The sequence below is a fragment of the Actinoplanes solisilvae genome, assembly GCF_003999975.1.
Taxonomy (GTDB): Bacteria; Actinomycetota; Actinomycetes; order Mycobacteriales; family Micromonosporaceae; genus Actinoplanes; species Actinoplanes solisilvae.
Genome location: NZ_RJAC01000013.1, coordinates 37,619 through 58,791 on the forward strand (window position 1 = coordinate 37,619; position 21,173 = coordinate 58,791).

Here is a 21,173-nt window from a genome sequence, read left to right on the forward strand (position 1 = left end):
GTCCTCGCCTTACGCCGGGTTGCTGGCATGGGTGAGCGTCTCCCAGGCGACGAACAGGTTGTTCGTCCCTTGCGGGCGGCGCGATTCGGTGTAGGTGCGGCTGTTGGTCATCGCGATGCCGAGCCGGTTGGCCAGCGCGTTGTAGGCGACCTCGGTCACCGGGCCGAGCCCTTTGACCACGGAGCCGCCGCAGATGTTCGAGGGCACGGCGGTGCCGTTCTCGAACTTGGTGTGGAAGCCGAGCGCGTGACGCATGCGCTCGGACAGCGACGGCCACAGGTCCTCACCCTGGATGCGGGTCGTCTCGGCGATGTGGCCGATGGCCGAGATGCCGTAACCGGTGTGGGTGAAGTCGCGGCACGTCTCCTGCGACAGCCCGTCGACGAAGGTGCTCTGCCCCTGCCAGTAGCTGATCAGCTCGGCCCGGGTGTCGACGCCCCCGACCGGCGGATATTTCGGCTGGGCGCCGTCGGCCGCGATGTAGATGTACGCCGCGGCGCGGGCCTTGAAGCGGGTGATCGCCCGGTCGTAGCTCGCCCTGTCCTCGAGGAAGACGGAGATGCCGACGGCGGCCTCCATCATGGACAGCTCCCAGTTGCCGTTGCTGCTGCTGCCCGGGATGACGACCGGGAGGTAGACATCGCGCAGCATGGTGGCGAACCGGGCCTGGTTGGGCCAGCTCGAATACGTGTATTTGATGATCTCGGCGGCGCGCGGCCACACCGAGCCGGCCCAGCCGGTCTGCAGCGGGGCGTTGCTGTTGGTGTGCGACCGGATGGTGGCCGACCACGCGTCCATCAGCGCGATCGACTTCTGCGCGTACGCCGCGTTGCCGCTGATGTACCAGATCAGCGCGTCGGTGTACGCCGCGATCGCGTCCTCACGCTCGTCGGTGCATCCGTTGTTGGGGTTGGAGTACGAGCCGCACTCGACGGTGGCGCGCGGGGCCGGCGTGCGCGACAACGACGCGTACCGGCTCGCGACCATCTGGTTGTAGGCGGCGGTCCACGGCTGGGCCCCGGAGCTGACTTTGCCCTTGACGAAGTCGAGCTGGGGACGGCTGACGAGGACGCCGGGGTGGGTGAAGGTGGCGGGGGCGGCTTCGGCGGCCGACGGGCGGAGGCCGAAGGTGGCGGAGGCGGTGGCAGCCATCAATGCCATGAAGGCCGCCAGGAGCGCGCGTCTGCGCATGGGGATCTCCCGGGGGATGTTGGGGATGAGCGGGGAGAGGGAAACCGGAAAGTGACTTAACAGTTCCCACGTCGAGAGATCCCGGTCAAGCACATATTGACCGACTTAAGTTTCTCTTAAGGTTGTTTCTTTGGGCCTTACTTGAAGTAGTGGCCGTCGGCGAGGTCGTCCAGCAGGCCCGGGCCGGTGGGTTCCCAGCCGAGCAGTTCGCTGGTCAGCGCGTGGGAGGCGGGGCTGTCGAGGGCGAACAGCGGGCCGATCCAGCCGAGCTCGTCGGGCGTGGCCGGCGCGACCGGCACGCCGAGTCCCCGGCCGATCGCCTCGGCGATCTCGCGCCCGGTGACGCCCTCTTCCGCGACGGCGTGCAGCACCGAACCCGCCGGCGCCTTCTCGACGGCGAGCCGGAAGACGGTGGCGGCGTCGTCGCGATGCACGGCGGTCCAGCGGTTCGAGCCGAGGCCGATGTAGCCGGCTGTCTTACGTTCGCGGGCAAGGTCGATGAGCGTCGGCACGAAACCCTTGTCGCCCTCGCCGTGCACGGTCGGCGCGAGCCGGACGACCAGGGGGCGGACGCCTCGGTCTTCCAGGGCGAGGGCCGCGGCGGCGGACTGCGTGCGCGGGTGGGCGGTTGCCGGGTCGGGCAGGTCTCGCTCGGTGGCGACCCGGCCCGGAAGCAGGCCGAGGGTGCCCGAGGCGATGGCGAACGGGCGGCCGGTGCCATCGAGGGCGGCGCCGATCGTGTCGATGGCGGCGCGGTCCTTGCGCAGGGACTCGGCGAAGTTGCCGAAGTCGTGGACGAAGGCCAGATGAATGACGGCGTCGGACTCTTTCGCGCCCTGGCTCAGCACGTCGAGCGTGTCGAGGTTTCCGCGCAGCACCCGGGCCCCGGCCGCGGCGAGTTGGCCGGCCGCCGCGTCGGATCGGGCCAGTCCGGTCACCTCGTGGCCGTGGGCGAGCAGGTCGGGAACGACGGCGGAGCCGATCCAGCCGGAGGCGCCGGTGACGAAAACGCGCATGGTGATCCTTCTTTCGCAGAGCCGACCTTGATGTCAGCCGCTGTCATCACTCTAGCCCTTGATGTCAGTCACTGCCATCGCCGAGCGGCCCGCGATGTCAGAAACTGTCGTCGCCTAAACTTGGGTGATGGGACGCTGGGAGCCGAACGCGCAGGCCCGCCTGCGTCAGGCCGCGATGGACCTCTATGCCGAGCGCGGCTTCGACCAGACCACCGTCGCCGAGATCGCCGAGAAGGCCGGCCTGACCGAGCGCACGTTTTTCCGCCACTTCGGCGACAAGCGCGAGGTGCTCTTCGGCGGCTCCGAGCGACTGCAAGAGATGCTGGTCGCCTCGGTGACAGCCGCCGACCCGGGCACAGATCCGGCGGTCACCGTGGCGGCGGCCTTCGAGCACGCCGCCGAGGACTACTTCCCGCCCGTCGGCTACTCCCGTCAGCGTCAGCAGGTGATCGACGCGAACCCCGGGCTGCAGGAGCGTGAGCTGGCCAAACTCGACGGGCTGGCCGCGGCGATGGCGGCCGCCCTGCGCGAACGGGAGACGCCGGACCTGCCCGCCGCCCTGATCGCCGAGACCGGGGTCGCCGCGTTCAAGGTGGCCTTCGTGCGATGGGTCACCGACCCGGCCGACGCCCCTCTGCTGGGGCACGTGCGCTCGGCTTTCGCGGCGCTCGGCGACGTGTGGAGTTTCGCGCCCGGTCGAATCTGAAACTTCCTCAGGGTCCGGTACATTGCCGGGTCATGGACGCAGACGTCATCGTCGTCGGGGCCGGTCTCGCCGGGCTGGCGGCCGCCCACGAGCTCACCTCGGCCGGCAAGCGGGTCGCCCTCGTCGACCAGGAGAACGCGGCCAACCTCGGCGGGCAGGCGTTCTGGTCGTTCGGCGGCCTGTTCCTGGTCGACACCCCCGAGCAGCGCCGCATGCGCGTCGCCGACTCCTTCGACCTGGCCTGGAGCGACTGGCAGGGCAGCGCCGGCTTCGACCGCGCCGACTCGCCCGGCTCCTGGCCCGGCGAGGACGCGTGGGCCGTCCGCTGGGCTCGGGCGTATGTTGAATTCGCCGCGGGGGAGAAACGCGCCTGGCTCTCGGAGCTCGGCATGACCTGGTTGCCGACCGTGGGCTGGGCCGAGCGCGGCAGTCTGCGCGCCGACGGGCACGGCAACTCGGTGCCGCGCTTCCACGTCACGTGGGGCACCGGCACGGGCGTCGTCGCGCCTTTCGTCCGCTCGATCCAGGACGCCGCCGCACGTGGCCTCGTGAGCTTCCACCACCGGCACCGCGTCGACGAGCTCGTCCTCGAAAACGGCATCGTCACGGGCGTACGGGGAAAGGTCCTGGCGCCCTCGGACGGGGCTCGGGGAGTGCCGTCGAGCCGCGAGACGGTGGGTGACTTCACGTTGACGGCCCAGGCGGTCGTCGTGGCCTCCGGCGGCATCGGGGGCAACCATGATCTCGTACGGAAATATTGGCCTGACGGTCTCGGCACGCCGCCGCGGCACATGATCACCGGTGTCCCCGAGTATGTCGACGGGCGCATGCTGGAGATCTCGGCCGGTGCGGGCGCGCGGCTGGTCAACCGCGACCGCATGTGGCACTACACCGAGGGCATCCGCAACTGGGACCCGATCTGGCCCGGCCACGGCATCCGCATCCTGCCGGGACCGTCGTCGATGTGGTTCGACGCGCTCGGCCGGCGGCTGCCCGAGCCCTGCCTGCCCGGCTACGACACCATGAGCACCCTGCGTCACCTGCGGACCACGCCGGAGATCGCCGGTTACGACCACTCCTGGTTCATCCTCACCCAGAAGATCATCGAGAAGGAGTTCGCGCTCTCCGGCTCGGAGCAGAACCCGGACATCACCGCGCAGGACAAGAAGGCGTTCCTGCGCGAGCGGATCCTGGGCAAGGGGGCGCCGGCGCCGGTCGAGGCGTTCAAGCGCAAGGGCGCCGACTTCGTGGTCGCGTCCAACCTGGACGACCTGGTGGCCGGCATGAACAAACTGACCGACGAGCCGCTGCTCGACGCGGCCCGGCTGCGCACCCAGATCGAATCGCGCGACCGTCAGATCGCCAACCCGTTCTCGAAGGACGCGCAGGTCCAAGGCATTCGCAACTCGCGGCGCTACCTGGGCGACCGGATCGGCCGCACCGCGACCCCGCACCGCCTGCTCGACCCGGCGGCCGGCCCGCTGATCGGCATCAAGCTGCACGTTCTCACCCGCAAGACGCTGGGCGGCATCCAGACCGACCTGGACTCACGGGCGCTGTCGGCCGACGGCGGGCCGATCCCGGGCCTCTACGCGGCGGGCGAGGTCGCGGGGTTCGGTGGCGGCGGTGTCCACGGCTACAACGCTCTCGAAGGCACGTTCCTGGGGGGCTGCCTGTTCAGCGGTCGCGCCGCGGGCCGCCACCTCGCCCGTACGCTCTGAGGTTTGAGCCCTAGATGCTCCAGCCGCCGTCGATCGTGATCGTCGCGCCCGTGATGAACGCGGCGTCGTCACTGGCCAGGAACGCGACCGCCTGGCCGACCTCCTGCGCGGTCCCGTACCGGCGCCGATGCCGCGCGACCCGCCGGTCACGAGGGCGGTTCGTCCTGTCAAATCCTGGGGCATGGCGATGTTCTCCTTGTTCGTTGCCTGCCCGATGAAAGTTAGAGCTTGACGCTAACGTCAATGTCAAGGATGCGTCGCGTGCGTCACGGGATGGGGCGACTGCCGATCGAGGCACACGCGGCCGCCGCGTCGGCGAATCTTTCCGCTGGATAGATCACCGAGCCACCCGCGTCCTCGCCCGGGTGCCGGCACGCGACGAACGACGCCGGCCTCGGAGTGCCGTCGCCGAACATCACGGTCCAGCTCTCGGCGCAGGCCTTCGCGGGATCGGCCGGATCGAACTTCTCGTTCGGCTGGGACAGGTCGGCGTCGGCCGACAGGGTGCGAGCGCACATGCCGCCGCTGGGGTCGCCGTCGGAGAACGGCAGCCCGTTGGCCACGGCGACACCGCCCGCGCCCGTCGCCAGCACCGCGCCGGCGACGATGGCGAAGATCCGGTTGCGGCGCTTCGCGGGGGACGGTCGCCGGGTCTCCCGCAGCACACCGTCGAGCACCGCCCGGCCCTCGTCAGAGGCGGCCCAGCCCTGGATCTCGGGCGGACGCGCGCGGCTCACCCGGCGCAGATCGTCGTTCATGAGTTCGTCTCCCATGCCGGGCGGCCGGCGAGCGAGCCGCCGGGGGTGATCGGGTTCAGCGCCGCGCGAAGCCGTTTCCGGGCGCGGTGCAGGCGGACGGCGTACGCGGCCTGGCTGCACCCCAGGGCCTGAGCGGCCTGGGCGGCGGTCAGGTCGTACCAGCCGGTCAGCAGCAGCACCTCGCGGTCGGGCTCGGACAGGCCCGCCAGCGCGCGCAGAGTGTCGTGCCGTTCGATGGCGTCCTCGATGCCGGAGTCGCCCGGCTCGAAGCGGTTCTCGGTCAACATGCGTTCCACCACCGCTTCCGTACGTCCCTGGGACCGCCGATGGTTGGCCAGCACGCGCCGCGCCACGCCGTAGAGCCAGCCGCGCGGATCAGCCGGAACGTCGGTCTTCCTGCGCCAGGCGATCGTGAACGTCTCGGCCAGCACGTCCTGGGCCGTCTCGTGGTCGGTGCGGTGGCGCAGGAACGTCAGGACCGCGTCGGCGTGCTGCCGGAAGAGCTCTTCCAGCCACCCTTCGTCAGGCGGTCGAGTCCGGAAGCCGAGCAACATGTCCTCCTCTCGTCACAAAAGTGGCCGCCCGCGACCCGGGGCCGCGGGCGGCACTTCCCTACGCGCCGGCGATCGCGATCGGCACGGCGCCGATCGAGGCGCAGGCCGTCTTGGCGTCCGCTCCGGCGGCGGCCGGGTAAACCACGGAACCGCCCGCGCCAGCCCCCGGGTGCTCGCAGGCGACGAACTTCGCCGGCTTCGGGCCAGCGTCGCCCCACATGACGGTCCAGCCGTCCGCGCAGGCCTTCGCCGGGTCGGCCGGGTTGAAGTCGCCGGCCGGCTCGGACAGGTCCGCGTCAGCGGAAAGCGTACGGGCACACATGCCGCCGCTCGGATCGCCGTCCGAGAACGGTAGTCCGCCGGCCATCGCCACCCCGCCGACGCCGCCCGCCAGCACCAGTCCGCCGACGACGGCCAGGACGCGCCGCTTCGTTCCGAGTTGCATCGTGCTCTCCTCCTGCTGCTTTTCGCTTTCAAGCAGGAGGTGTCCGGCCGGACGAAGATGTTTACAGCTAAGGAATGGACCAACTTTGGGTCGTGGAACCGTCGCAGTCGGTGACCCGTACGCCGGAACCGGCGCGGCGACCGCCCGACGGGTCGGTCAGGCAGTCGTCGGACGACGCGTTGATCAGCCGCTGGCCGTCGCGACGCCACCGGGCCGCCTCGCGGTCGTCGCAGCGCAGGATGCGCACGGCGCCGTCGCGGAAGGACGTGGCGCATTTGCCCAGCACACGCAGGGTGCCGTCGGTGGCCAGGGTCCAGGTCTGCGCGCCCGTGTCGTTGCAGCGCGCGACCTGGATGTGGTTGTAGTCGAAGGTGAGCCCGCCGTTCAGGTCGAGGCAGAGGCTGTTCTGGCCGCGGATGACGCCGACCCGTTCGCTCGGCGACGCCGGCGGCTGGGTCGTGGTCTTGCCGGGCGTCGGGGTCAGGGCGATCGGCTGGCCCGCGGACGGGGTGGCGCCGGTCGGCTTGCCCGAGGCGGCCCGCTTCGTCGGGGTCGCCCCGCCGTCGGTGTTGCCGGTACCGGTCTGGTCCTCGTCGCCGTCCGGGTCCTCGACATCGGGGAGGCCCGCGGCGGGGGTGGACGCGGCCAGCGAGCCGGTGACGAGCGGCCCGGTGGCGGCCGGGACGGGGCCACCGGGCAGGCCCGTCGAAACCATGGGGCGTACGTCGTCACGCAGCGCGGCGAAGCCGGCGGCAGCAGCCCCCAGCACGACCGCGGTGGCGCCGCCGGCCAGCACGACCAGCCGTTTGCGACGCCGGCCGGGGGCCTGCTTGCCCGCCACGGGCAGGTGCATGATCGCGGTCGGGGCGTCGTCGGCGCCGGAGCCCACAACGGTCGGCCGGGGCGGCGTCGCGCTCGCCGGCCAGGTCTGCGTCGCGTCGTCGCCGCCGAGCGAGCCCTGGTCGCGCAGCACGAACGGCCGGACGAGCAGAGGGTCCCGCTCGTTGGTCTGCTCGCCGTTCGTCACGCTGCCCCCGCCGCCGTCGAGCCGTCCGAACTGCTGATGATCATGCCGCTTTCCCGGACATCCGACTTTCCGCCCGCGAGGCCCGAGAGGACCAGCTTCGGTCGGCATCGCGACAGTTGACCGTGCGGCAACGTTCCACTCCACAGCAGAGAACCGAGTTGATCTCGCGAGAACCTACCGTCTAGATCATCCGGAAGCGAGCGCGGGTGCCGGTCGGATAGTCGAAACGACTTAACGCGGAGAGCGTCGTGCGGTGACCGGCGCCACGCGGGCCCGTTGGTCGGGCTTCGAACAGGGGAGGCAGGCGGCTGCCAAGCGGCGGCTTCCCGCTGAGAGCGGCCCTGAGACGTCAAACAGACTCTGGGGGATCGTAGGAAACACCCTGTCACCGACCTGCCCTGCCCCTCGTCGGCCGAGGAGGCCAGGCGATGAGTGCGCCGGCGAAGATCGCGCTGATCACGGGGGCCAATCGCGGGATCGGCCGAGCCAACGGCGGTCGCCGCCGCGGGCAAGGGCATCGACGTCGTGCTGACCTACCGCTCCGACGAGGGGGAGGCTGAGGCGGCGGTCAAGGAGGTGGAAGGGGCCGGTGCCCGGCCGCCGCCCTGCGCCTCGACGTGGACGACATCGGTTCGCTCGACGGGTTCGTCGGTGCGTTCACGGCCTTGCTGCGCGACAAATGGGATCGCGAAGACTTCGACTACCTCGTCAACAACGCCGGGTCGCAGCGTCCGGGCCTGCTCGGCACCGTCACCGAAGCCGACTTCGACGCGCTCGTGGACGTCCTCTTCAAGGGACCGTTGTTCCTGATCCAGAAGCTCGCGCCGCTGCTGGCCGACGGCGGTTCGATCATCAACATCTCCAGCGGGGTGACCCACTCGGCGCGTGGGTGCCGACTCAGCGCCGGGTGGGTGGCGTTACGGGTCAGCGTTTCCAGAAGGCCTTTCGCTCGGGGGCGGGCTCGGAGGCGGACGGCTCTGCGGAGGGCGATGACCCGGCCGCGCCGGCGAACGCGGCCAGGGCGGTCAGCGCGGCCGTCCACTTGCCGGTGGTGGGCAGGTCGGAGCGGAGCTTGGCGACCAGGTCTTTCAGCGGCGCGAAGTCGGGGTCGGCGGAGGAGCTGATCAGGACGTCGAGCCGGCTGAGCAGGTCGTCCAGGAGGTCGCGGCGCTCCCACTCGGGGAGGGCCGACGCCTCGTGCAGGCGGCGGAGCTCGGTGGCGGCCAGCGTGCGCATCTCGTCGAGGGACGGGGTGGTCGACGACGGGGCCATGGCCTTGCCGGCACGGATGGAGGCCGGGATCGCGGCGATGCCCGGACGGCGGGCGCTGCCGGGGGCGGCGCCACCGCGGCCCACGTAGCCGGCGGCGGGGCTGCCCATGATGCCGCCACCCGCGCCACCGGTCTCGGCCACGTCGGCGAAGGTCGGGGCGAAGCGGCCGGGGGCGGCCGGCATCGGCGGGGCCGCGGCGGCCGACAGGTTCATGAAGGTGGCGGACACGTCGGCGGGGGTTTCCCAGCCGTCGGGGAACTCGACCGGCTGGGTGACGCGCCGCGTCTCGCCGCCCTCGTTGACGACCCGGTTGTCGACGGCCACGAAGGCCGTGAACCGGCACAGCACGCCGTAGCGCAGCGAGGCGGCGACGATGCGCTGCTCCAGGCCGCGGTCGCCGGCGGCGTAGGCGTCCTCGAGGTCGCGGAGCCGGGCGCGGGCCCACTGGGCCTCGATGGCCGGCTCGATGCGCTGCTGCAGCGGGACCGTCGTGCGGAATTCCTGATCGTCGCGGGTGCGGCCGGTGACGACCAGCTCGCCGCTCGGGCGGCCCGTGTAGCGGCCGCTCACCACCAGTGGGACACCGGGATAGAGGCCGGGCAGGCGGGCCGGGGCGCGGTCGTCGTCGACCAGTTGCACGCCGGTGGCGGCGATGCGCAGGTCGGTGACCGTGGGAGCGCCGATGCGGCGGTGGATGTGTTCCATGGCCTCGTCGAGACGGTCCTCGCTCTCGACGAGCTCGGCCCGGCCGGCGCCGAGGGCGGCCAGGCGGCCCAGGAAACCGGCGTTGACGGCGCGGTCGATGCCGATCGTGTGGATGCGGGTCGTGCCGATCAGGGGGGTGACGTCGTGGACGATCTGGTCCTCGTTGCCGACCTGGCCGTCGGTGACCAGCACGAGCACCCTGTCTCGGCCTTCGCTCGCCTGCAGCAGGCGGAGGCCCTCGGTGAGCGGCGACAGCAACTCGGTGCCGCCGCGGGCTGTCGCCTTGGCCAGGTGTTCGACCGCGCGGAAGCGGTGACGGTCGTGCGCCTCGGCCAGGCCGGAGGGCAGGTCGTCGGGGCGGTCGACCTGGTGGTCGAACGTGAGCACGGCGAAGCGGTCGGCGGCGGTCAGCGTGTCGACGACCCGGGCCGCGGCCCGCCGGGCGGCCACCATCTTCCAACCGCCCATGCTGCCGGAGCGGTCGAGCAGGAGGACGACGTCTTTGGGACGCGCGGGTGCGGCCGCCGCCGGGGGCAGCACGATGAGCTGGAAGACACCCTCGGGCTGCTCGGCGCTCTCGTCGGGCACAGCGATCGCGGTCTCGCCGCCGCCCGCGTAGGGCAGCCGGAGGATGAAGTCGCGGTTGGCCCGCTCGCCGGGGCCGATCGTCAGCACCCCGTCACGGTCGACCACCGTGTGCAGGCTGGAGCGGACCTCGCCCAGCTCGAGGCCGGCCGCATCGATCTCGACGGAGATGGCCAGCCGCAACGGGTTGGGGAAGCCGGGCAGCAGCACCGGCGGCGTGATGCGCGAGGCGTCGGGAACCGCGTCGGTGTCGGGCGACCAGCCCTCGCCGACCGCCGGGCCGGGCAGGGGAGTGCCGGGGATGTAGCGCGGGGCCACGACCAGCGGGAACCGGAAGGTCGCCTCACCGTCCTCGAAGGGGAGCGGGCCGACCAGGCTCAGCTCGACCACGACGCGCTCGCCGGGCATCAGGTTGCCGACGCGCATCGTGAAGACGTCGGGCCGCTCCTCCTCGGCGATGGACGCGCGCCGGCCGGACGCGATGGCCTGGTCGTAGGCCTCGCGGGCCTGTCCGCGCTCTTGCAGCTCGGCCGTGACCGTGCGGTTGTCACAGGTCATGGTCATGCCGGTGACGGCGGCCCGGTCGGGCAGCGGGAAGACGTAGGTCGCCTCGAGCGCGACGTCGTGCACGTTGACGAACTCGGTGACCAGCACCGTGCGCGCGACCAGGCCGCTGACCCGCGCGCGGACCTCGAGACGGTCGAGCGGCAGGGCGCCGCGGTCGGTGCGCAGCATGCCGAAGCCCGAATCCGGAAGGATCTTGATGCGGCTGATCTCGGCGGAATCCATCGGAGTGACGGAGATGGTCATCGGATCTCCTCAGTGGAAACCCAGCCGTTCAGGGCCGGGAGGATACGGAGGCTACGGCCGTGCGGCGCGCCTCCATGGTCTTCACGAGTTGGTCTGCCAGTTTGTGGGCCATGTCCACGAGGGTGGTGAAGCGGGCGTACAAGTACCGCTTCTACCCGACGCCGGAGCAGGCCGCTGAGCTTGCCCGCACGTTCGGGTGTGTCCGCCTGGTCTACAACAAGGCGTTGCAGGCGCGCAGCGAGGCGTGGACGCTGCGGCAGGAGCGGGTCAACTACAACGCCACGTCGGCGCTGCTGACCGGCTGGAAGAAGACCGACGAGTTGGCGTTCCTCAATGAGGTCGGTTCGGTTCCGTTGCAGCAGGCCCTGCGCCATTTGCAGGTCGCGTTCACCAACTTCTGGGCCAAGCGCGCCAAGTACCCGACCTTCAAGAGCAAGAAGAAGTCGCGCAGGTCGGCGGAGTACACCATCAGCGCGTTCCGCTGGCGTGACGGCCGTCTGACCCTGGCGAAAATGACGGCGCCGCTGGACATCGCGTGGTCGCGTCCACTGCCGGAAGGTGCGGCGCCGTCCACGGTGACCGTGTCGCAGGACGCGGCCGGCCGCTGGTTCGTGTCCCTGCTGTGCGACGACCGCATCGAGCAGACCCCCGCGGTCCACGCTGCCGTCGGGATCGACGCCGGGCTCGACTCGCTGCTGATCCTGTCGACTGGGGAGAAGATCACCAACCCCAGGCATGAGCGGGCCGACCGTAAAGCCCTCGCCAAGGCGCAACGCGCCATGGCGAAGAAGGAGAAAGGCTCCGCGAACCGGGCCAAGGCCCGGCTCAAGGTGGCCCGGGTGCATGCGCGGATCACCGACCGGCGCCGCGACATGCTCCACAAGCTGACCACTCGGCTCGTGCGTGAGAACCAAACGCTCGTGATCGAGGATTTGACCGTGCGCAACATGGTCAAGAACCACTCGCTGGCCCGCGCGATCAGCGACGCGGCCTGGCGGCAGTTCCGCACCATGCTCGAATACAAGGCCGCCTGGCACAGCCGTGAGCTGATCGTGGTGGACCGCTGGTTCCCCAGCTCGAAACTCTGCTCGACCTGTGGGGCGCTCGCTGAGCGAATGCCACTGAACATCAGGTCGTGGACGTGCCGGTGCGGCACGGTCCACGACCGCGACGTCAACGCGGCCCGCAACAATCTGGCCGAGGGGCTCTCGGTCGCAGCCTGTGGAGGAGGCGTAAGACCTCAACGGGGGAACCTCCGTTCGGGGCAGCCGACGATGAAGCAGGAAAACCCGAGGGCGACCAAGGGAATCCCCGTCCTTTAGGACGGGGAGGATGTCAAGCGGGACTCCCATCGATCAGGCCTTCGGCGGAGGTGAGGCCTCGGGCGGCGAGCAGAGCGAGCAAAGGTTCGGCGGCTTCGGCGACGGCGTCGCGGTCGTGGTCGGACAACGGACGGGGTACGAGAAGCAAGACTCCGCCGCCGAGAGCGACGCCGGTGAAGGGCTGGGTCGGGGGAGTTGGCCGGTCGGGCGCGGCGATGGCGGTTGACATGAGGGGCAGCGCGGGCGCCGGTGGGGGCGTCGCGGCCGGCTGATCGGACCAGAAGCGCGGACGGGAAGGTGCCTCGTCGGCCGAGTCGTCGCCGATCTGGACGAGCAGCCGGGGCGGCACGTGGGCGATGTCGGCGAGCGAGGAGGGGGAGATGCCGGTCAGCTCCTCTTGGATCTGGGCCAGGCTGTGGCCCTCGGCCTGGCGGCGCTTGATGGCCACCAGTTGCTCGAGGTGGCGGGGACCGTAGAGCGCGGAGCGGCCCCGGGTGCCCAAGGGGCGGTCGACCAGGCCGATCGTCGAATACCACCGGATGGCGCGACGGTCGGGCACGTCGCGGACGCGTCCGTTGGGTGCGCCGGGGTATTCGGCCTCGAGGGCCTTGCGCACCCGTTCCACCAACTCGTCGAGCGTCCACATGCCCACCACTCTGACACTGTCACCATGACACTGTCAATGAGATAGAGTGAGCGAACCGATGCGACTGATCAGCCTGTCCCACGTGAGCGACCCCGCCATCACCAACATCTACCCCGGCGACCCGCCTTTCGAGCTCGAGACGGTCGCCACAGTCGAGAAGGACGGTTACTACCTGAGATATGTCCGCCAGGGCGAGCACACCGGCACCCACTGGGGCGCGCCCGGGCACTTCAATCGGGGCGAGCCGCTGGCCGACGAGCTCGACCTGGAAGACCTGCATCTGAGAGCGGTCAAGATCGACGTACGGGAGCAGTGCGCGCGCGATCCCGGCTACGCCGTGACGATCGCCGACATCGAGACCTGGGAGGAGGTGCACGGGCGCATCCCCGACGAGTCCATGGTGATCATCTGGACCGGCTGGGACGCCAAATGGGGTACGGCCGAGTTCACCAACGCCGGCGTCGACGGCGCGCCACGCCACCCCGGTTTCGCCGTCGAGACCGTCCGCTGGCTCATCGACACGGGCCGTCTCGGTCGCCGGGGCGGCACGGGCACCGACGCCTTCAGCCCCGACGTGGGCGCCGACGCCACCTACACGGTCTCGCACCTGGTCTACCAGCGGCATCGCATCAGTCTGGAGGTCCTCGCCAACCTCGAGGCCCTCCCCGAGACGGGCGCCCACATCCTGTGCGGCGGCCAGATCAACCGGGCCGGCTCGGGCTCGCCTGCCCTGATCTACGGCCTGCTGCCCTGAGGCGACGGCCTGCTGCCCTGATCTACGGCCTGCTGCCCTGAGGCGACGGCCCGGCGGGGCGCGGCGGAGTTCCTCCTGGTGCGTAGGGTTCGGTGCCGCCGCCGGGTTGGAGGGCGCCGTTGACGACCAGGCGGTAGGGGGCGTAGCGCTTCTCCTGCTCGGTGGGCTCGTCGTGGGAGATGACGGCCACGACCTTCGGGTAGGACGCCAGCCGCCGGAACTCGGCGACCGGCACGACCTCGACGTGGCCGCCGCGCAGCCCGACCAGGCGCGCCTGCCAGGCGTGGACCGGGGTCGGGTTGATCTCGGTGGGCGGGCGCCAGCCGGTCATGGTCGTGCCGTCGGTGAGGACGCGGCCGGCCAGGGTCATGGTGCCGATTCGCCAGCCGCCCTGGGCCAGCACGCCGTCCGAGACGTACCGCAGACCCAGGAGCACGGACTTCCCGGCGTACGGGGAAAGGTTGTAGCCGGCTTTGACGACGCTGCCGCTGATGCCGGTCAGGCCCGGTCCGTGCGGCCCGGGGGTGGTTCGGTCGCCGGTCACCGAGTGGAACGTGCGGCCGCCGTTGGTCGAGATCGTCACGTAGCCGAAGTCGCGGCGCTCCTGCATGCCGTAGGACGTCTCGAGCGTCAGCACCGGGTCGCCCGCCGGGATCGTGACCGGCCGAACGCCGTACGCGTCGAGGTTGTTGCCGTTGCCCGAGAAGAGGGTGCCACCGACCGTCGTCCAGCCGAGGGGCAGCGGCCGCAGGTGGGTGGCGCCCTCGAAGGACACCGAGCGCAGCGGCGTCGGCAGCGGCACATAGTCGGCCCCGTTCGGCGCCGCGCCCGGCTCGTCGTACGCCGCCTTGTTGCCCAGGTTGACCGACGAACGCAGGCTGGGCGCCGTCACCCGCGAAAGGTCCACTCCGGATTTCGCCACGTCGTCGACCAGCGTCATCAGCTGATAGTCGTGCAGCACGTCGGACAGGGAAGAATCCGCGGGCAGGGCGGCCCGCATCGACGCCAGTCCCTGCCGCGATCCGTCCCGGTGCAGGGTCGAGACCACCTCCGGACCGAACCGGTCACGCAGGTAGAGGAAGAACTGGAACGCGTTGCCGTAATCGGCCAGCACGTCGCTCGGCGCCCCCTCGTCCCACAGGTTCAGCGAGTTCTGCGGCCCCCCGCAGTCGCGCGCGTTCGGGTTGTGGCGCGTCTTCACCGGCCCCCAGCCCTGAAAACACATCAGGTGCGTGTCGTTGCCCGCCTCGTGCACCGTGTTGCGCGCGTCCGCGTAGCCGGTCAGCGTCGACGCGAAGTCGGCCAGCCCCTCGTTGAGCCAGGTCGTCTCCTTCGGATCGGTGTTGTACTGCAGCAGGTGCAGCCACTCGTGCGCGAAGGTGGCCTCGTACATGCGGGGACGCGCGGGCCGGCTGGTGCACAGGTCGTCGGTCGGATCGTTCGCGGGCTGGGCGCCGAGCCGGTGTTTCCAGTCGTACGCGTCGATCGTCATCACGTTGCGGTCGAAGAGCTCGTTGAGCTGCCGCGAGAAGAACCCCGCGACGTACGTGGTGACCGCCGGGAACCGGAAGAAGTTGTCGTCGCGAATGTTGTCGACCAGGGTGACTGTCTTGTTGCCGTCGCCCGTGAAGTCGCCGTCCATCGTCGCGCGCGTCCCGTCGCGATCGCGCGGGGTGCTGAAGGCGGCCGTCTCCTTCGGATAGATCGTCTGGTCGAACTCGGTGACCAGCGCGGCCACGTTGGCGTCGCTGACCTCGATCGAGTTCGTGCGGCAATCCGCGGCGGGGAAGGCGAGATCGCGGGCCACCCACACCTCGATGTGGTTCCCGACCGCCTTCAACGTGTACGGCTTGGGGTAGTACTTGCCGGTTGTCTCGTCGAGCCCGAGCCACTGGCGTTCCGTGCCGACCGGCGGCGTCGGGGCGGGCGCCGAGCGTCCGGAGGGTCGCGACGGCAACGGCAGACGGCGGCCTTCCAGCGTGAAATCGGTGCGCGCGAGTTCTCGTACGTCGGGATCGGTCTTGGCCGCTCGGGCCTGGGCCGGAGTCACGACGGCGGCCAGCAGGACAGTCACCAGCAAAGCCACAAAAGCCGAAAAACGGGCGCGAATCATGAGGCCGGAGGCTACTAGGAGCGAGCGGCGATCACGCGGCTATTCGAACAGGGAGTGCCCGCGTCCACCCTCGGCGCGCCGACGGGCCCGGCGGCGGAACTGCACCACGACTATGTCGACGACGGCCACCACCGCCCAACCGGCCAGCAGCCAGCCCGGCACCGTCAGACCCGCGCGGAAGAGCAGGATCGACAGCACGGTGCAGACGACCAACCCGAAAGCGGCCAGGATCAACCGCAGATTCAGAGCGCTGTACGGCTTTTCGACCGTGCCGCGCCGGTCGGGCGGTTGAGCGCTGATGGGCATGCTCAACCGTACTCCCGGCCGGCACCCTGCCTACGACACCTCGCGCCGCAGCACTCGCCACACGCCCAGCACCAGCGGCAGCAGCACCCAGACGGCGGCCGAGACGCCGATCCGCGCCCACTCGCCGCCGGTCGCGTTCGCCTCCGACAGAGCCGTGGTCGTGATGTTGATGTCGAGCCACTGCGACGCCGTGCCCAGCGCCTTGATCGTCTCGCCCAGGATCGACCAGACCGTCGGCAGCGCGAAGAACAGCACGATGGCCAGCGGCGAGTTCAGCAGCAGCGCGCCGAAGCCGAGCCCCATCAACACGAAGATCACCTGGACGGCCAGGCCCTGCCAGATCAGCGAGCCGGCGATGTCCCAGCCGCCGTCGCCGCCGGTCGCGGAGCCGAGCAGGTTGGCCGCCGCGGCCAGCACGAAGGTCGCCGCCGTCGAGGCGATGGCGATGAGCACGCCGGCCAGCAGCTTGGCCGCGATCACCCGCTCGCGCGCCGGGACCAGGGTGAACGTGGTGAGCGCGGTGCGTTGCGACCACTCCGCGGTCATCGACAGGATGCCCAGCACGGGCAGCAGCACGGCCGACGGCACCAGGCCGAAGGCGAAGAAGCCGTCGAAGGTCAGCTCGTCGTCCGGCGCCCAGCCCAGCATGATCGCTGAGGTGCCCAGGGTGGCCAGGCCGATGATGATCAGCAGCCACAGCCCGGCCCGGGTGTCGCCCAGCTTGCGCAGCTCGATCATGGTGAGCCGGGCCAGCGGGACCGGGCGGCCGCTCTCCCGCGTCACCGGCGGGGTCGTGGTCTCGAGAACGGCGGTCATCGGACGGCCTCCTTGACGGAATCGCCGGCGGTCAGGGTGAGGAACATCTGCTCGAGGCCACCGGAACCGGCCGGTCGCAGTTCGAGCAGGACGAGCCCGGCGTCGGCGGCGGCCCGCCCGATCGTCTCGGACCCGACCGGAACGACGACGCCCCCGTCGGTCGTCTTCGTCCCCTTCAGCCCGGCCCGCTCGAGCACCATCGCGAGCGCTTCCTGGTCGGCGGCGCGCACGAAGGTGCCGGACTGGGCGAGCAGGTCGGCCTTGTCACCCTCCGCGACGACCTTGCCGGCGCCGATCACGACCAGCTTGTCGGCCACCGCCTCGACCTCGCGCAGCAGGTGGGAGGAGAGCAGCACGGTGCCGCCACGGTCGGCGAAGTCGCGCAGCAGACCGCGCATCCAGTAGATGCCCTCGGGGTCGAGCCCGTTGGCCGGTTCGTCCAGAATCAGCACGGCCGGGTCGCCGAGCATGGCCAGGGCCAGCCCGAGCCGCTGCCGCATGCCCAGGGAGTACGCCTTGATGCGGCGCTTGCCGGCGGTGGCGTTCAGGCCCACCCGTTCCAGCGCGCGCGGAACCTCGCGGGTGTCGACGCCCATGGTCAGCGCGGCAAGGGTCAAAGCCTCCCTTCCCGTACGACCGGCGTGCTGGGCGGAGGCGTCGAGGAGCACGCCCACGTGCCGTCCCGGGTTGCCGAGCTTGCGGTAGGGCACGCCGCTGACGCTCGACGAGCCGGCCGTCGGCGGGGTGAGGCCGCAGATCATGCGCATGGTGGTCGACTTGCCGGCGCCGTTCGGGCCCAGGAACCCGGTCACCGTGCCGGGCTCGCAACTGAAGGACACATCGTCGACGGCGGGATGGGTGCCGTACCTCTTCGTGAGATGTTCGACCGTGATCATGTACTCAGCGTGCCGGGAGCGGCCGGCGGGGCGCTTCGGCCGGAGGTAGGCCACCGGAGAACCTTGGTAGGGCCCGACCACCGACTTTGGTAGGTATCCGCCCCTGCGACCCGGCCGTAGGCTCCAAACGTGGCAAAGCTTCAGGAATACAGCTGGTTGCTGCCGTCGTCGATCGAGACGTCGGCGGCCTCCCGGCGCTCGACACGCGACTGGATCGTCGACGCGATCTGTTTCCTGATCGGGTACGGCTTCTGCCTGGTCCTCACCTACGACCTGCTCAACGCCGACTTCTCGTTCGCGCCCGAGTGGTCCGACACGCCCCCGTGGCTGGCCTGGATCGACCTCGCCGTCGGCACGGTCATCGGGGCCGGCCTGTGGTTCCGCCGCGGCCGGCTGCTCATCCCGCTGGCCGTCTTCTGTGCCGTCGTCTCGATCTTCACGGTCGCCGGGGCCATCTCCGGTCTCATCGTCCTGTTCAGCGTCGCCGTGCACCGCCGGTTCGGGGTGCTGGCCGCCTTCGCGGTGGCGGCACTGGCGGCCAACGCGATCTTCCCGTTGATCCGCCCCGAGAACGACCGGGCGTACGGCGAGACCATGGGCTGGGGCACGGCGATGATCATCATTGTGTGCCTGTGGGGCATGGTGATCCGATCGCGGCGCCAGCTCGTGCTCTCGCTGCGCGACCGGGCCGAGCGCGCCGAGTCCGAGCAGCAACTGCGGGTGGCGCAGGCCCGCTCGGTCGAGCGCAACCGCATCGCCCGCGAGATGCACGACGTGCTCGCCCACCGCATCTCCCTGCTCAGCCTGCACGCGGGGGCGCTCGAGATCAAACCCGACGCGACGCCCGAAGAGGTCACGAAGGCTGCCGGGGTGATCCGGGCCAGCGCCCACCAGGCTTTGCAAGACCTGCGCGAGGTGATCGGGGTGTTGCGGGCCGACCGGGTCGAGGGCGCTCCCGAGCCGCCGCAACCGACGCTCGACGCGCTGCCGGCACTGGCCGACGAGTCGCGGGCGACCGGGGCCAAGGTCACGCTCGACGTGGGCATCGAACCCTCGGCGGTGCCCGACGGCACGGGCCGCACGGCCTACCGCATCGTGCAGGAGGGGCTGACCAACGCCCGCAAGCACGCCGCCGGCACAGCCGTGCGGGTCAGCGTGGCCGGGTCGGCCGGGAAGGGCCTGGTGATCGACGTCCGCAACCCGTGGCCGATCGGCGGGCGCACTACGGGGATCCCGGGCACCGGCACGGGTCTGATCGGCCTGACCGAGCGGGCGCTGCTGGCCGGGGGCCGGCTCAGCCACGGCCGCACCCCGCAAAACGAGTTCGCCCTGACAGCGTGGCTGCCCTGGCCCGCCGAGCCCCCTGAGCCCGCCGAGCCCGCCGAAACGGATCAGCGCGGGGCGACGTCGGTGTGGGCGGGTGCGGCGTGAGCAGCTCGGCGGGTTCGCGGGCCGGCGCGGCTTCCGGTGCCGGCCCGGGCGAGAGCGGTCCGGTGCGGGTCCTCGTCGTGGACGACGATGCTCTGGTCCGGGCCGGGCTCAGCATGATTCTGTCGGCGGCGTCCGATGTCACGGTGGTGGGGGAGGCGGCCGACGGGGCCGAGGTTCCCGGTGCGGTGTCGCAGCACGAGCCCGACGTCGTGCTGATGGACATCCGCATGCCCCGGATCGACGGGCTGGCCGCCACCGAGACGCTGCGGGCACGGCCGGGGGCGCCCGAGGTGATCGTGCTGACGACCTTCGACGCGGACGAATACGTGTTACGGGCGCTGCGGGCGGGGGCCAGCGGGTTCCTGCTCAAAGACACACCACCGGCCGAGATCCTGCGGGCCGTGCGGCGGGTCGCGGCCGGCGAGGCGATGCTCTCGCCCACGGTCACCCGGCAGCTCATCGCCCACGTGGCCGCACCCGCGCCGCCCTCGCGCGGCCGGGCCGGCGAGCGGCTCGACCAGCTCAGCGAACGCGAGCGCGAAGTGGCGCTCGCGCTGGCCCGCGGCGGCTCCAACGCCGAGATCGCCGCCGAGCTGCACATGTCGCTCGCCACCGTGAAGGCCCACGTGTCCCGCCTGCTGATCAAGCTGGAGCTGAACAACCGCGTCCAGGTGGCGATCCTGGTCCACGACGCGGGCCTGGCCTGACCCGCGCCGCGGGCCCGCGGACGGCTGGCACCGTCCGCGGGCGGCTCGCTGTGCGCGGGGCCTCGCTGTGCGCGGGGCCTCGCTGTGCGCGGGGCCTCGCTGTGCGCGGGGCCTTGCTGTGCGCGGGGCCTCGCTCCGCGTGTGCTCGGTCAGCGGGCGGGGCTGAGGGGCCAGAGAGGCTCCTGGGCCAGGCGCTCCGATTCGCGGAGCACTCGGAGGATGTTGCCGCCGGCCAGCTTGGCCAGATCTTCGTCGGACCAGCCTCGGCCCTTCAGTTCGGTGAGCAGCAGCGGGTAGCTCGCCACGTCGCCCATGCCGTCGGGGAGTTCCGTGGTGCCGTCGTAGTCGCCGCCCAGGCCTACGTGGTCGACGCCGGCCACGTCTCGGGCGTGTTCCACGTGGTCGGCCACCTGGGCCACGGTCACCGGAGGGCGGGGGTTGGCGGCCAGCCACGAGGCGTATTCGGGGACGACCAGGCGGTCGGGGCCGGGCCAGTCCGGCATCGTCGACAGGTCCTCGCCGGGGCGCGGGGCGCGCGGCCAGTCGGCGGGGCTCGGCGGCGGGCCCAGGCGCTGCCACTCGGCCTCGGCGGCCAGCGACCAGGCGCGAGCCTCGGCCGAGACGAACGGGGCCACGAAAGTCAGCATGATCACGCCGCCGTTGTCGCGCAGGCGGGTCAGCACGTCGTCGGGGACGTTGCGCGGGTGGTCGTGCACCGCGCGGGCACCCGAGTGGCTGAAGATGACCGGGGCGAAGGCCGTGTCGAGAGCGGCGTGCATCGTCACCGGGGCCACGTGCGAGAGGTCCACCAGGACGCCGATGCGCTGCATCTCCCGGACGATCGCCCGCCCCTCGTCGTTGAGGCCGTCGACCCGGGACTCGTGTACGGCGGAGTCGGCCCACGAGGTGTTCTCGTTGTGGGTCAGGGTGACGTAGCGCACGCCGAGCCGGGCGAAGGCTCGCAGCACGCCCAGCGAGGTTGCCAGGCTGTGCCCGCCCTCGATCCCGATCAGCGAGGCGATCTTCCCGTCGGCGACGGCCCGCTCGACGTCGTCGGCACCGCAGGCGATCGCGAAGTCGCCGGGATAGGCCGCGGCGAGCCGGTAGACGGCGTCGATCTGCTCCATCGTCGCCACGACCGCCTCGGGCTCGCCCAGGTCACCGGGCACGAAGACGGACCAGAACTGGCCGCCGACCCCGCCCGCGCGCAGCCGCGGGATGTCCGTCTGCAGCTCGGGGCGGGGCTCGTCCAGCCCGTCCACCCGGTATCCGTAGCGCCCGCGCAACTGCATGGGCAGGTCGTTGTGCCCGTCGATGATCGCCTTCATGCCCTCTGGCTACCTGCCCAGCCCCCGTAAGCGCAAGTTGAGGAAAACGACCCCCGCAACCTGA

At 71.1% G+C, this 21,173-nt stretch carries 20 protein-coding genes and 1 pseudogene; 7 read left to right on the top strand and 14 right to left on the bottom strand.

Going from position 1 to position 21,173, the window contains the following annotated elements:
• Positions 1 to 9: 9 nt before the first annotated feature.
• Both EER30_RS27990 and EER30_RS27995 read right to left on the bottom strand, forming a co-directional pair.
• Positions 10 to 1,191 carry an alginate lyase family protein gene (locus EER30_RS27990; protein WP_127503611.1) on the bottom strand — a complete coding sequence of 394 codons (1,182 nt, stop codon included), beginning with the start codon at positions 1,189 to 1,191 and terminating at the stop codon, positions 10 to 12.
• Between the two features lie 137 nt (positions 1,192 to 1,328).
• Complete coding sequence (locus EER30_RS27995) at positions 1,329 to 2,207, bottom strand: SDR family oxidoreductase (RefSeq protein ID WP_127503612.1); 879 nt, start codon at positions 2,205 to 2,207, stop codon at positions 1,329 to 1,331.
• 127 nt (positions 2,208 to 2,334) lie between these two features.
• On the opposite strand from EER30_RS27995, the gene EER30_RS28000 reads away from it, so the two are divergent.
• Both EER30_RS28000 and EER30_RS28005 read left to right on the top strand, forming a co-directional pair.
• Positions 2,335 to 2,913, top strand: coding sequence for a TetR family transcriptional regulator (locus EER30_RS28000; RefSeq protein ID WP_127503613.1), 579 nt, complete (start codon positions 2,335 to 2,337; stop codon positions 2,911 to 2,913).
• A 32-nt stretch (positions 2,914 to 2,945) separates the two neighbouring features.
• Positions 2,946 to 4,634: an FAD-binding dehydrogenase gene (locus EER30_RS28005; RefSeq protein ID WP_127503614.1), complete on the top strand. Its 1,689-nt coding sequence runs from the start codon at positions 2,946 to 2,948 to the stop codon at positions 4,632 to 4,634.
• A 10-nt stretch (positions 4,635 to 4,644) separates the two neighbouring features.
• Here EER30_RS28005 and EER30_RS28010 read toward each other — a convergent pair whose 3' ends face one another.
• From EER30_RS28010 to EER30_RS28030, 5 genes are all read right to left on the bottom strand, one after another.
• The gene (locus EER30_RS28010; RefSeq protein WP_240670342.1) at positions 4,645 to 4,932 is read right to left on the bottom strand and encodes an SDR family oxidoreductase; all 288 of its coding nucleotides are present in this window, start codon (positions 4,930 to 4,932) and stop codon (positions 4,645 to 4,647) included.
• The gene (locus tag EER30_RS28015; RefSeq protein ID WP_127503615.1) at positions 4,901 to 5,392 is read right to left on the bottom strand and encodes a hypothetical protein; all 492 of its coding nucleotides are present in this window, start codon (positions 5,390 to 5,392) and stop codon (positions 4,901 to 4,903) included. The genes EER30_RS28010 and EER30_RS28015 overlap by 32 nt, the downstream gene beginning before the upstream one ends.
• A complete protein-coding gene (locus tag EER30_RS28020) occupies positions 5,389 to 5,946 on the bottom strand; it encodes an RNA polymerase sigma factor (protein ID WP_127503616.1) in 558 nt (185 codons plus the stop codon). The genes EER30_RS28015 and EER30_RS28020 overlap by 4 nt, the downstream gene beginning before the upstream one ends.
• A gap of 58 nt (positions 5,947 to 6,004) precedes the next feature.
• Entirely contained in the window at positions 6,005 to 6,391 is a 387-nt protein-coding gene (locus tag EER30_RS28025) for a hypothetical protein (protein ID WP_127503617.1), read from the bottom strand.
• A 67-nt stretch (positions 6,392 to 6,458) separates the two neighbouring features.
• Positions 6,459 to 7,418 (bottom strand): RICIN domain-containing protein, encoded by a 960-nt coding sequence (locus tag EER30_RS28030; RefSeq protein WP_164842505.1) that lies wholly within the window; start codon positions 7,416 to 7,418, stop codon positions 6,459 to 6,461.
• Between the two features lie 617 nt (positions 7,419 to 8,035).
• On the opposite strand from EER30_RS28030, the pseudogene EER30_RS50015 reads away from it, so the two are divergent.
• Positions 8,036 to 8,239: pseudogene (locus EER30_RS50015) on the top strand (short-chain dehydrogenase); the annotation flags it as partial.
• Between the two features lie 103 nt (positions 8,240 to 8,342).
• Here the strand turns inward: EER30_RS50015 and EER30_RS28040 are convergent.
• Entirely contained in the window at positions 8,343 to 10,790 is a 2,448-nt protein-coding gene (locus EER30_RS28040) for a VIT domain-containing protein (RefSeq protein WP_127503619.1), read from the bottom strand.
• A gap of 110 nt (positions 10,791 to 10,900) precedes the next feature.
• Here EER30_RS28040 and EER30_RS28045 point away from each other — a divergent pair, with 110 nt between their 5' ends.
• Entirely contained in the window at positions 10,901 to 12,112 is a 1,212-nt protein-coding gene (locus EER30_RS28045; RefSeq protein WP_127503620.1) for an RNA-guided endonuclease InsQ/TnpB family protein, read from the top strand.
• 13 nt (positions 12,113 to 12,125) lie between these two features.
• On the opposite strand, the gene EER30_RS28050 is transcribed toward EER30_RS28045, so the two are convergent.
• Entirely contained in the window at positions 12,126 to 12,758 is a 633-nt protein-coding gene (locus EER30_RS28050; RefSeq protein WP_127503621.1) for a helix-turn-helix domain-containing protein, read from the bottom strand.
• 46 nt (positions 12,759 to 12,804) lie between these two features.
• On the opposite strand from EER30_RS28050, the gene EER30_RS28055 reads away from it, so the two are divergent.
• On the top strand, positions 12,805 to 13,512 hold the full coding sequence (locus EER30_RS28055) for a cyclase family protein (RefSeq protein ID WP_240670343.1): 708 nt from the start codon (positions 12,805 to 12,807) through the stop codon (positions 13,510 to 13,512).
• A 22-nt stretch (positions 13,513 to 13,534) separates the two neighbouring features.
• Here EER30_RS28055 and EER30_RS28060 read toward each other — a convergent pair whose 3' ends face one another.
• The 4 genes from EER30_RS28060 to EER30_RS28075 are packed head-to-tail and all read right to left on the bottom strand — an operon-like array spanning position 13,535 to position 17,643.
• On the bottom strand, positions 13,535 to 15,625 hold the full coding sequence (locus tag EER30_RS28060) for a M6 family metallopeptidase (protein WP_127503622.1): 2,091 nt from the start codon (positions 15,623 to 15,625) through the stop codon (positions 13,535 to 13,537).
• 39 nt (positions 15,626 to 15,664) lie between these two features.
• Positions 15,665 to 15,931, bottom strand: a complete 267-nt coding sequence (locus EER30_RS28065; protein ID WP_127503623.1) for a hypothetical protein — start codon at positions 15,929 to 15,931, stop codon at positions 15,665 to 15,667.
• Positions 15,932 to 15,961: 30 nt separating this feature from the next.
• The gene (locus tag EER30_RS28070; protein WP_127503624.1) at positions 15,962 to 16,747 is read right to left on the bottom strand and encodes an ABC transporter permease; all 786 of its coding nucleotides are present in this window, start codon (positions 16,745 to 16,747) and stop codon (positions 15,962 to 15,964) included.
• On the bottom strand, positions 16,744 to 17,643 hold the full coding sequence (locus EER30_RS28075) for an ABC transporter ATP-binding protein (RefSeq protein ID WP_127503782.1): 900 nt from the start codon (positions 17,641 to 17,643) through the stop codon (positions 16,744 to 16,746). Before EER30_RS28075 ends, EER30_RS28070 begins: the two co-directional genes overlap by 4 nt.
• Positions 17,644 to 17,772: 129 nt before the next feature.
• Between EER30_RS28075 and EER30_RS28080 the strand changes: the two genes are divergently transcribed.
• Positions 17,773 to 19,074 carry a sensor histidine kinase gene (locus EER30_RS28080; RefSeq protein ID WP_127503625.1) on the top strand — a complete coding sequence of 434 codons (1,302 nt, stop codon included), beginning with the start codon at positions 17,773 to 17,775 and terminating at the stop codon, positions 19,072 to 19,074.
• Complete coding sequence (locus EER30_RS28085) at positions 19,071 to 19,781, top strand: response regulator (RefSeq protein WP_255436936.1); 711 nt, start codon at positions 19,071 to 19,073, stop codon at positions 19,779 to 19,781. Before EER30_RS28080 ends, EER30_RS28085 begins: the two co-directional genes overlap by 4 nt.
• A 149-nt stretch (positions 19,782 to 19,930) precedes the next feature.
• Here the strand turns inward: EER30_RS28085 and EER30_RS28090 are convergent, their stop codons facing one another.
• Complete coding sequence (locus EER30_RS28090; RefSeq protein ID WP_127503627.1) at positions 19,931 to 21,109, bottom strand: dipeptidase; 1,179 nt, start codon at positions 21,107 to 21,109, stop codon at positions 19,931 to 19,933.
• Positions 21,110 to 21,173: the final 64 nt, after the last annotated feature.

What these genes read in the sequence shown, in the direction of transcription:
- EER30_RS28090 (WP_127503627.1), bottom strand. Translation starts at nt 21,109, where the DNA reads ATGAAGGCGATCATCGACGGGCACAACGACCTGCCCATGCAGTTGCGC.
- EER30_RS28005 (WP_127503614.1), top strand. Translation starts at nt 2,946, where the DNA reads ATGGACGCAGACGTCATCGTCGTCGGGGCCGGTCTCGCCGGGCTGGCG.
- EER30_RS28060 (WP_127503622.1), bottom strand. Translation starts at nt 15,625, where the DNA reads ATGATTCGCGCCCGTTTTTCGGCTTTTGTGGCTTTGCTGGTGACTGTC.
- EER30_RS28065 (WP_127503623.1), bottom strand. Translation starts at nt 15,931, where the DNA reads ATGCCCATCAGCGCTCAACCGCCCGACCGGCGCGGCACGGTCGAAAAG.
- EER30_RS28070 (WP_127503624.1), bottom strand. Translation starts at nt 16,747, where the DNA reads ATGACCGCCGTTCTCGAGACCACGACCCCGCCGGTGACGCGGGAGAGC.
- EER30_RS28020 (WP_127503616.1), bottom strand. Translation starts at nt 5,946, where the DNA reads ATGTTGCTCGGCTTCCGGACTCGACCGCCTGACGAAGGGTGGCTGGAA.
- EER30_RS28050 (WP_127503621.1), bottom strand. Translation starts at nt 12,758, where the DNA reads ATGTGGACGCTCGACGAGTTGGTGGAACGGGTGCGCAAGGCCCTCGAG.
- EER30_RS28000 (WP_127503613.1), top strand. Translation starts at nt 2,335, where the DNA reads ATGGGACGCTGGGAGCCGAACGCGCAGGCCCGCCTGCGTCAGGCCGCG.
- EER30_RS28045 (WP_127503620.1), top strand. Translation starts at nt 10,901, where the DNA reads ATGTCCACGAGGGTGGTGAAGCGGGCGTACAAGTACCGCTTCTACCCG.
- EER30_RS28025 (WP_127503617.1), bottom strand. Translation starts at nt 6,391, where the DNA reads ATGCAACTCGGAACGAAGCGGCGCGTCCTGGCCGTCGTCGGCGGACTG.
- EER30_RS28040 (WP_127503619.1), bottom strand. Translation starts at nt 10,790, where the DNA reads ATGACCATCTCCGTCACTCCGATGGATTCCGCCGAGATCAGCCGCATC.
- EER30_RS27990 (WP_127503611.1), bottom strand. Translation starts at nt 1,191, where the DNA reads ATGCGCAGACGCGCGCTCCTGGCGGCCTTCATGGCATTGATGGCTGCC.
- EER30_RS28015 (WP_127503615.1), bottom strand. Translation starts at nt 5,392, where the DNA reads ATGAACGACGATCTGCGCCGGGTGAGCCGCGCGCGTCCGCCCGAGATC.
- EER30_RS28075 (WP_127503782.1), bottom strand. Translation starts at nt 17,643, where the DNA reads ATGATCACGGTCGAACATCTCACGAAGAGGTACGGCACCCATCCCGCC.
- EER30_RS27995 (WP_127503612.1), bottom strand. Translation starts at nt 2,207, where the DNA reads ATGCGCGTTTTCGTCACCGGCGCCTCCGGCTGGATCGGCTCCGCCGTC.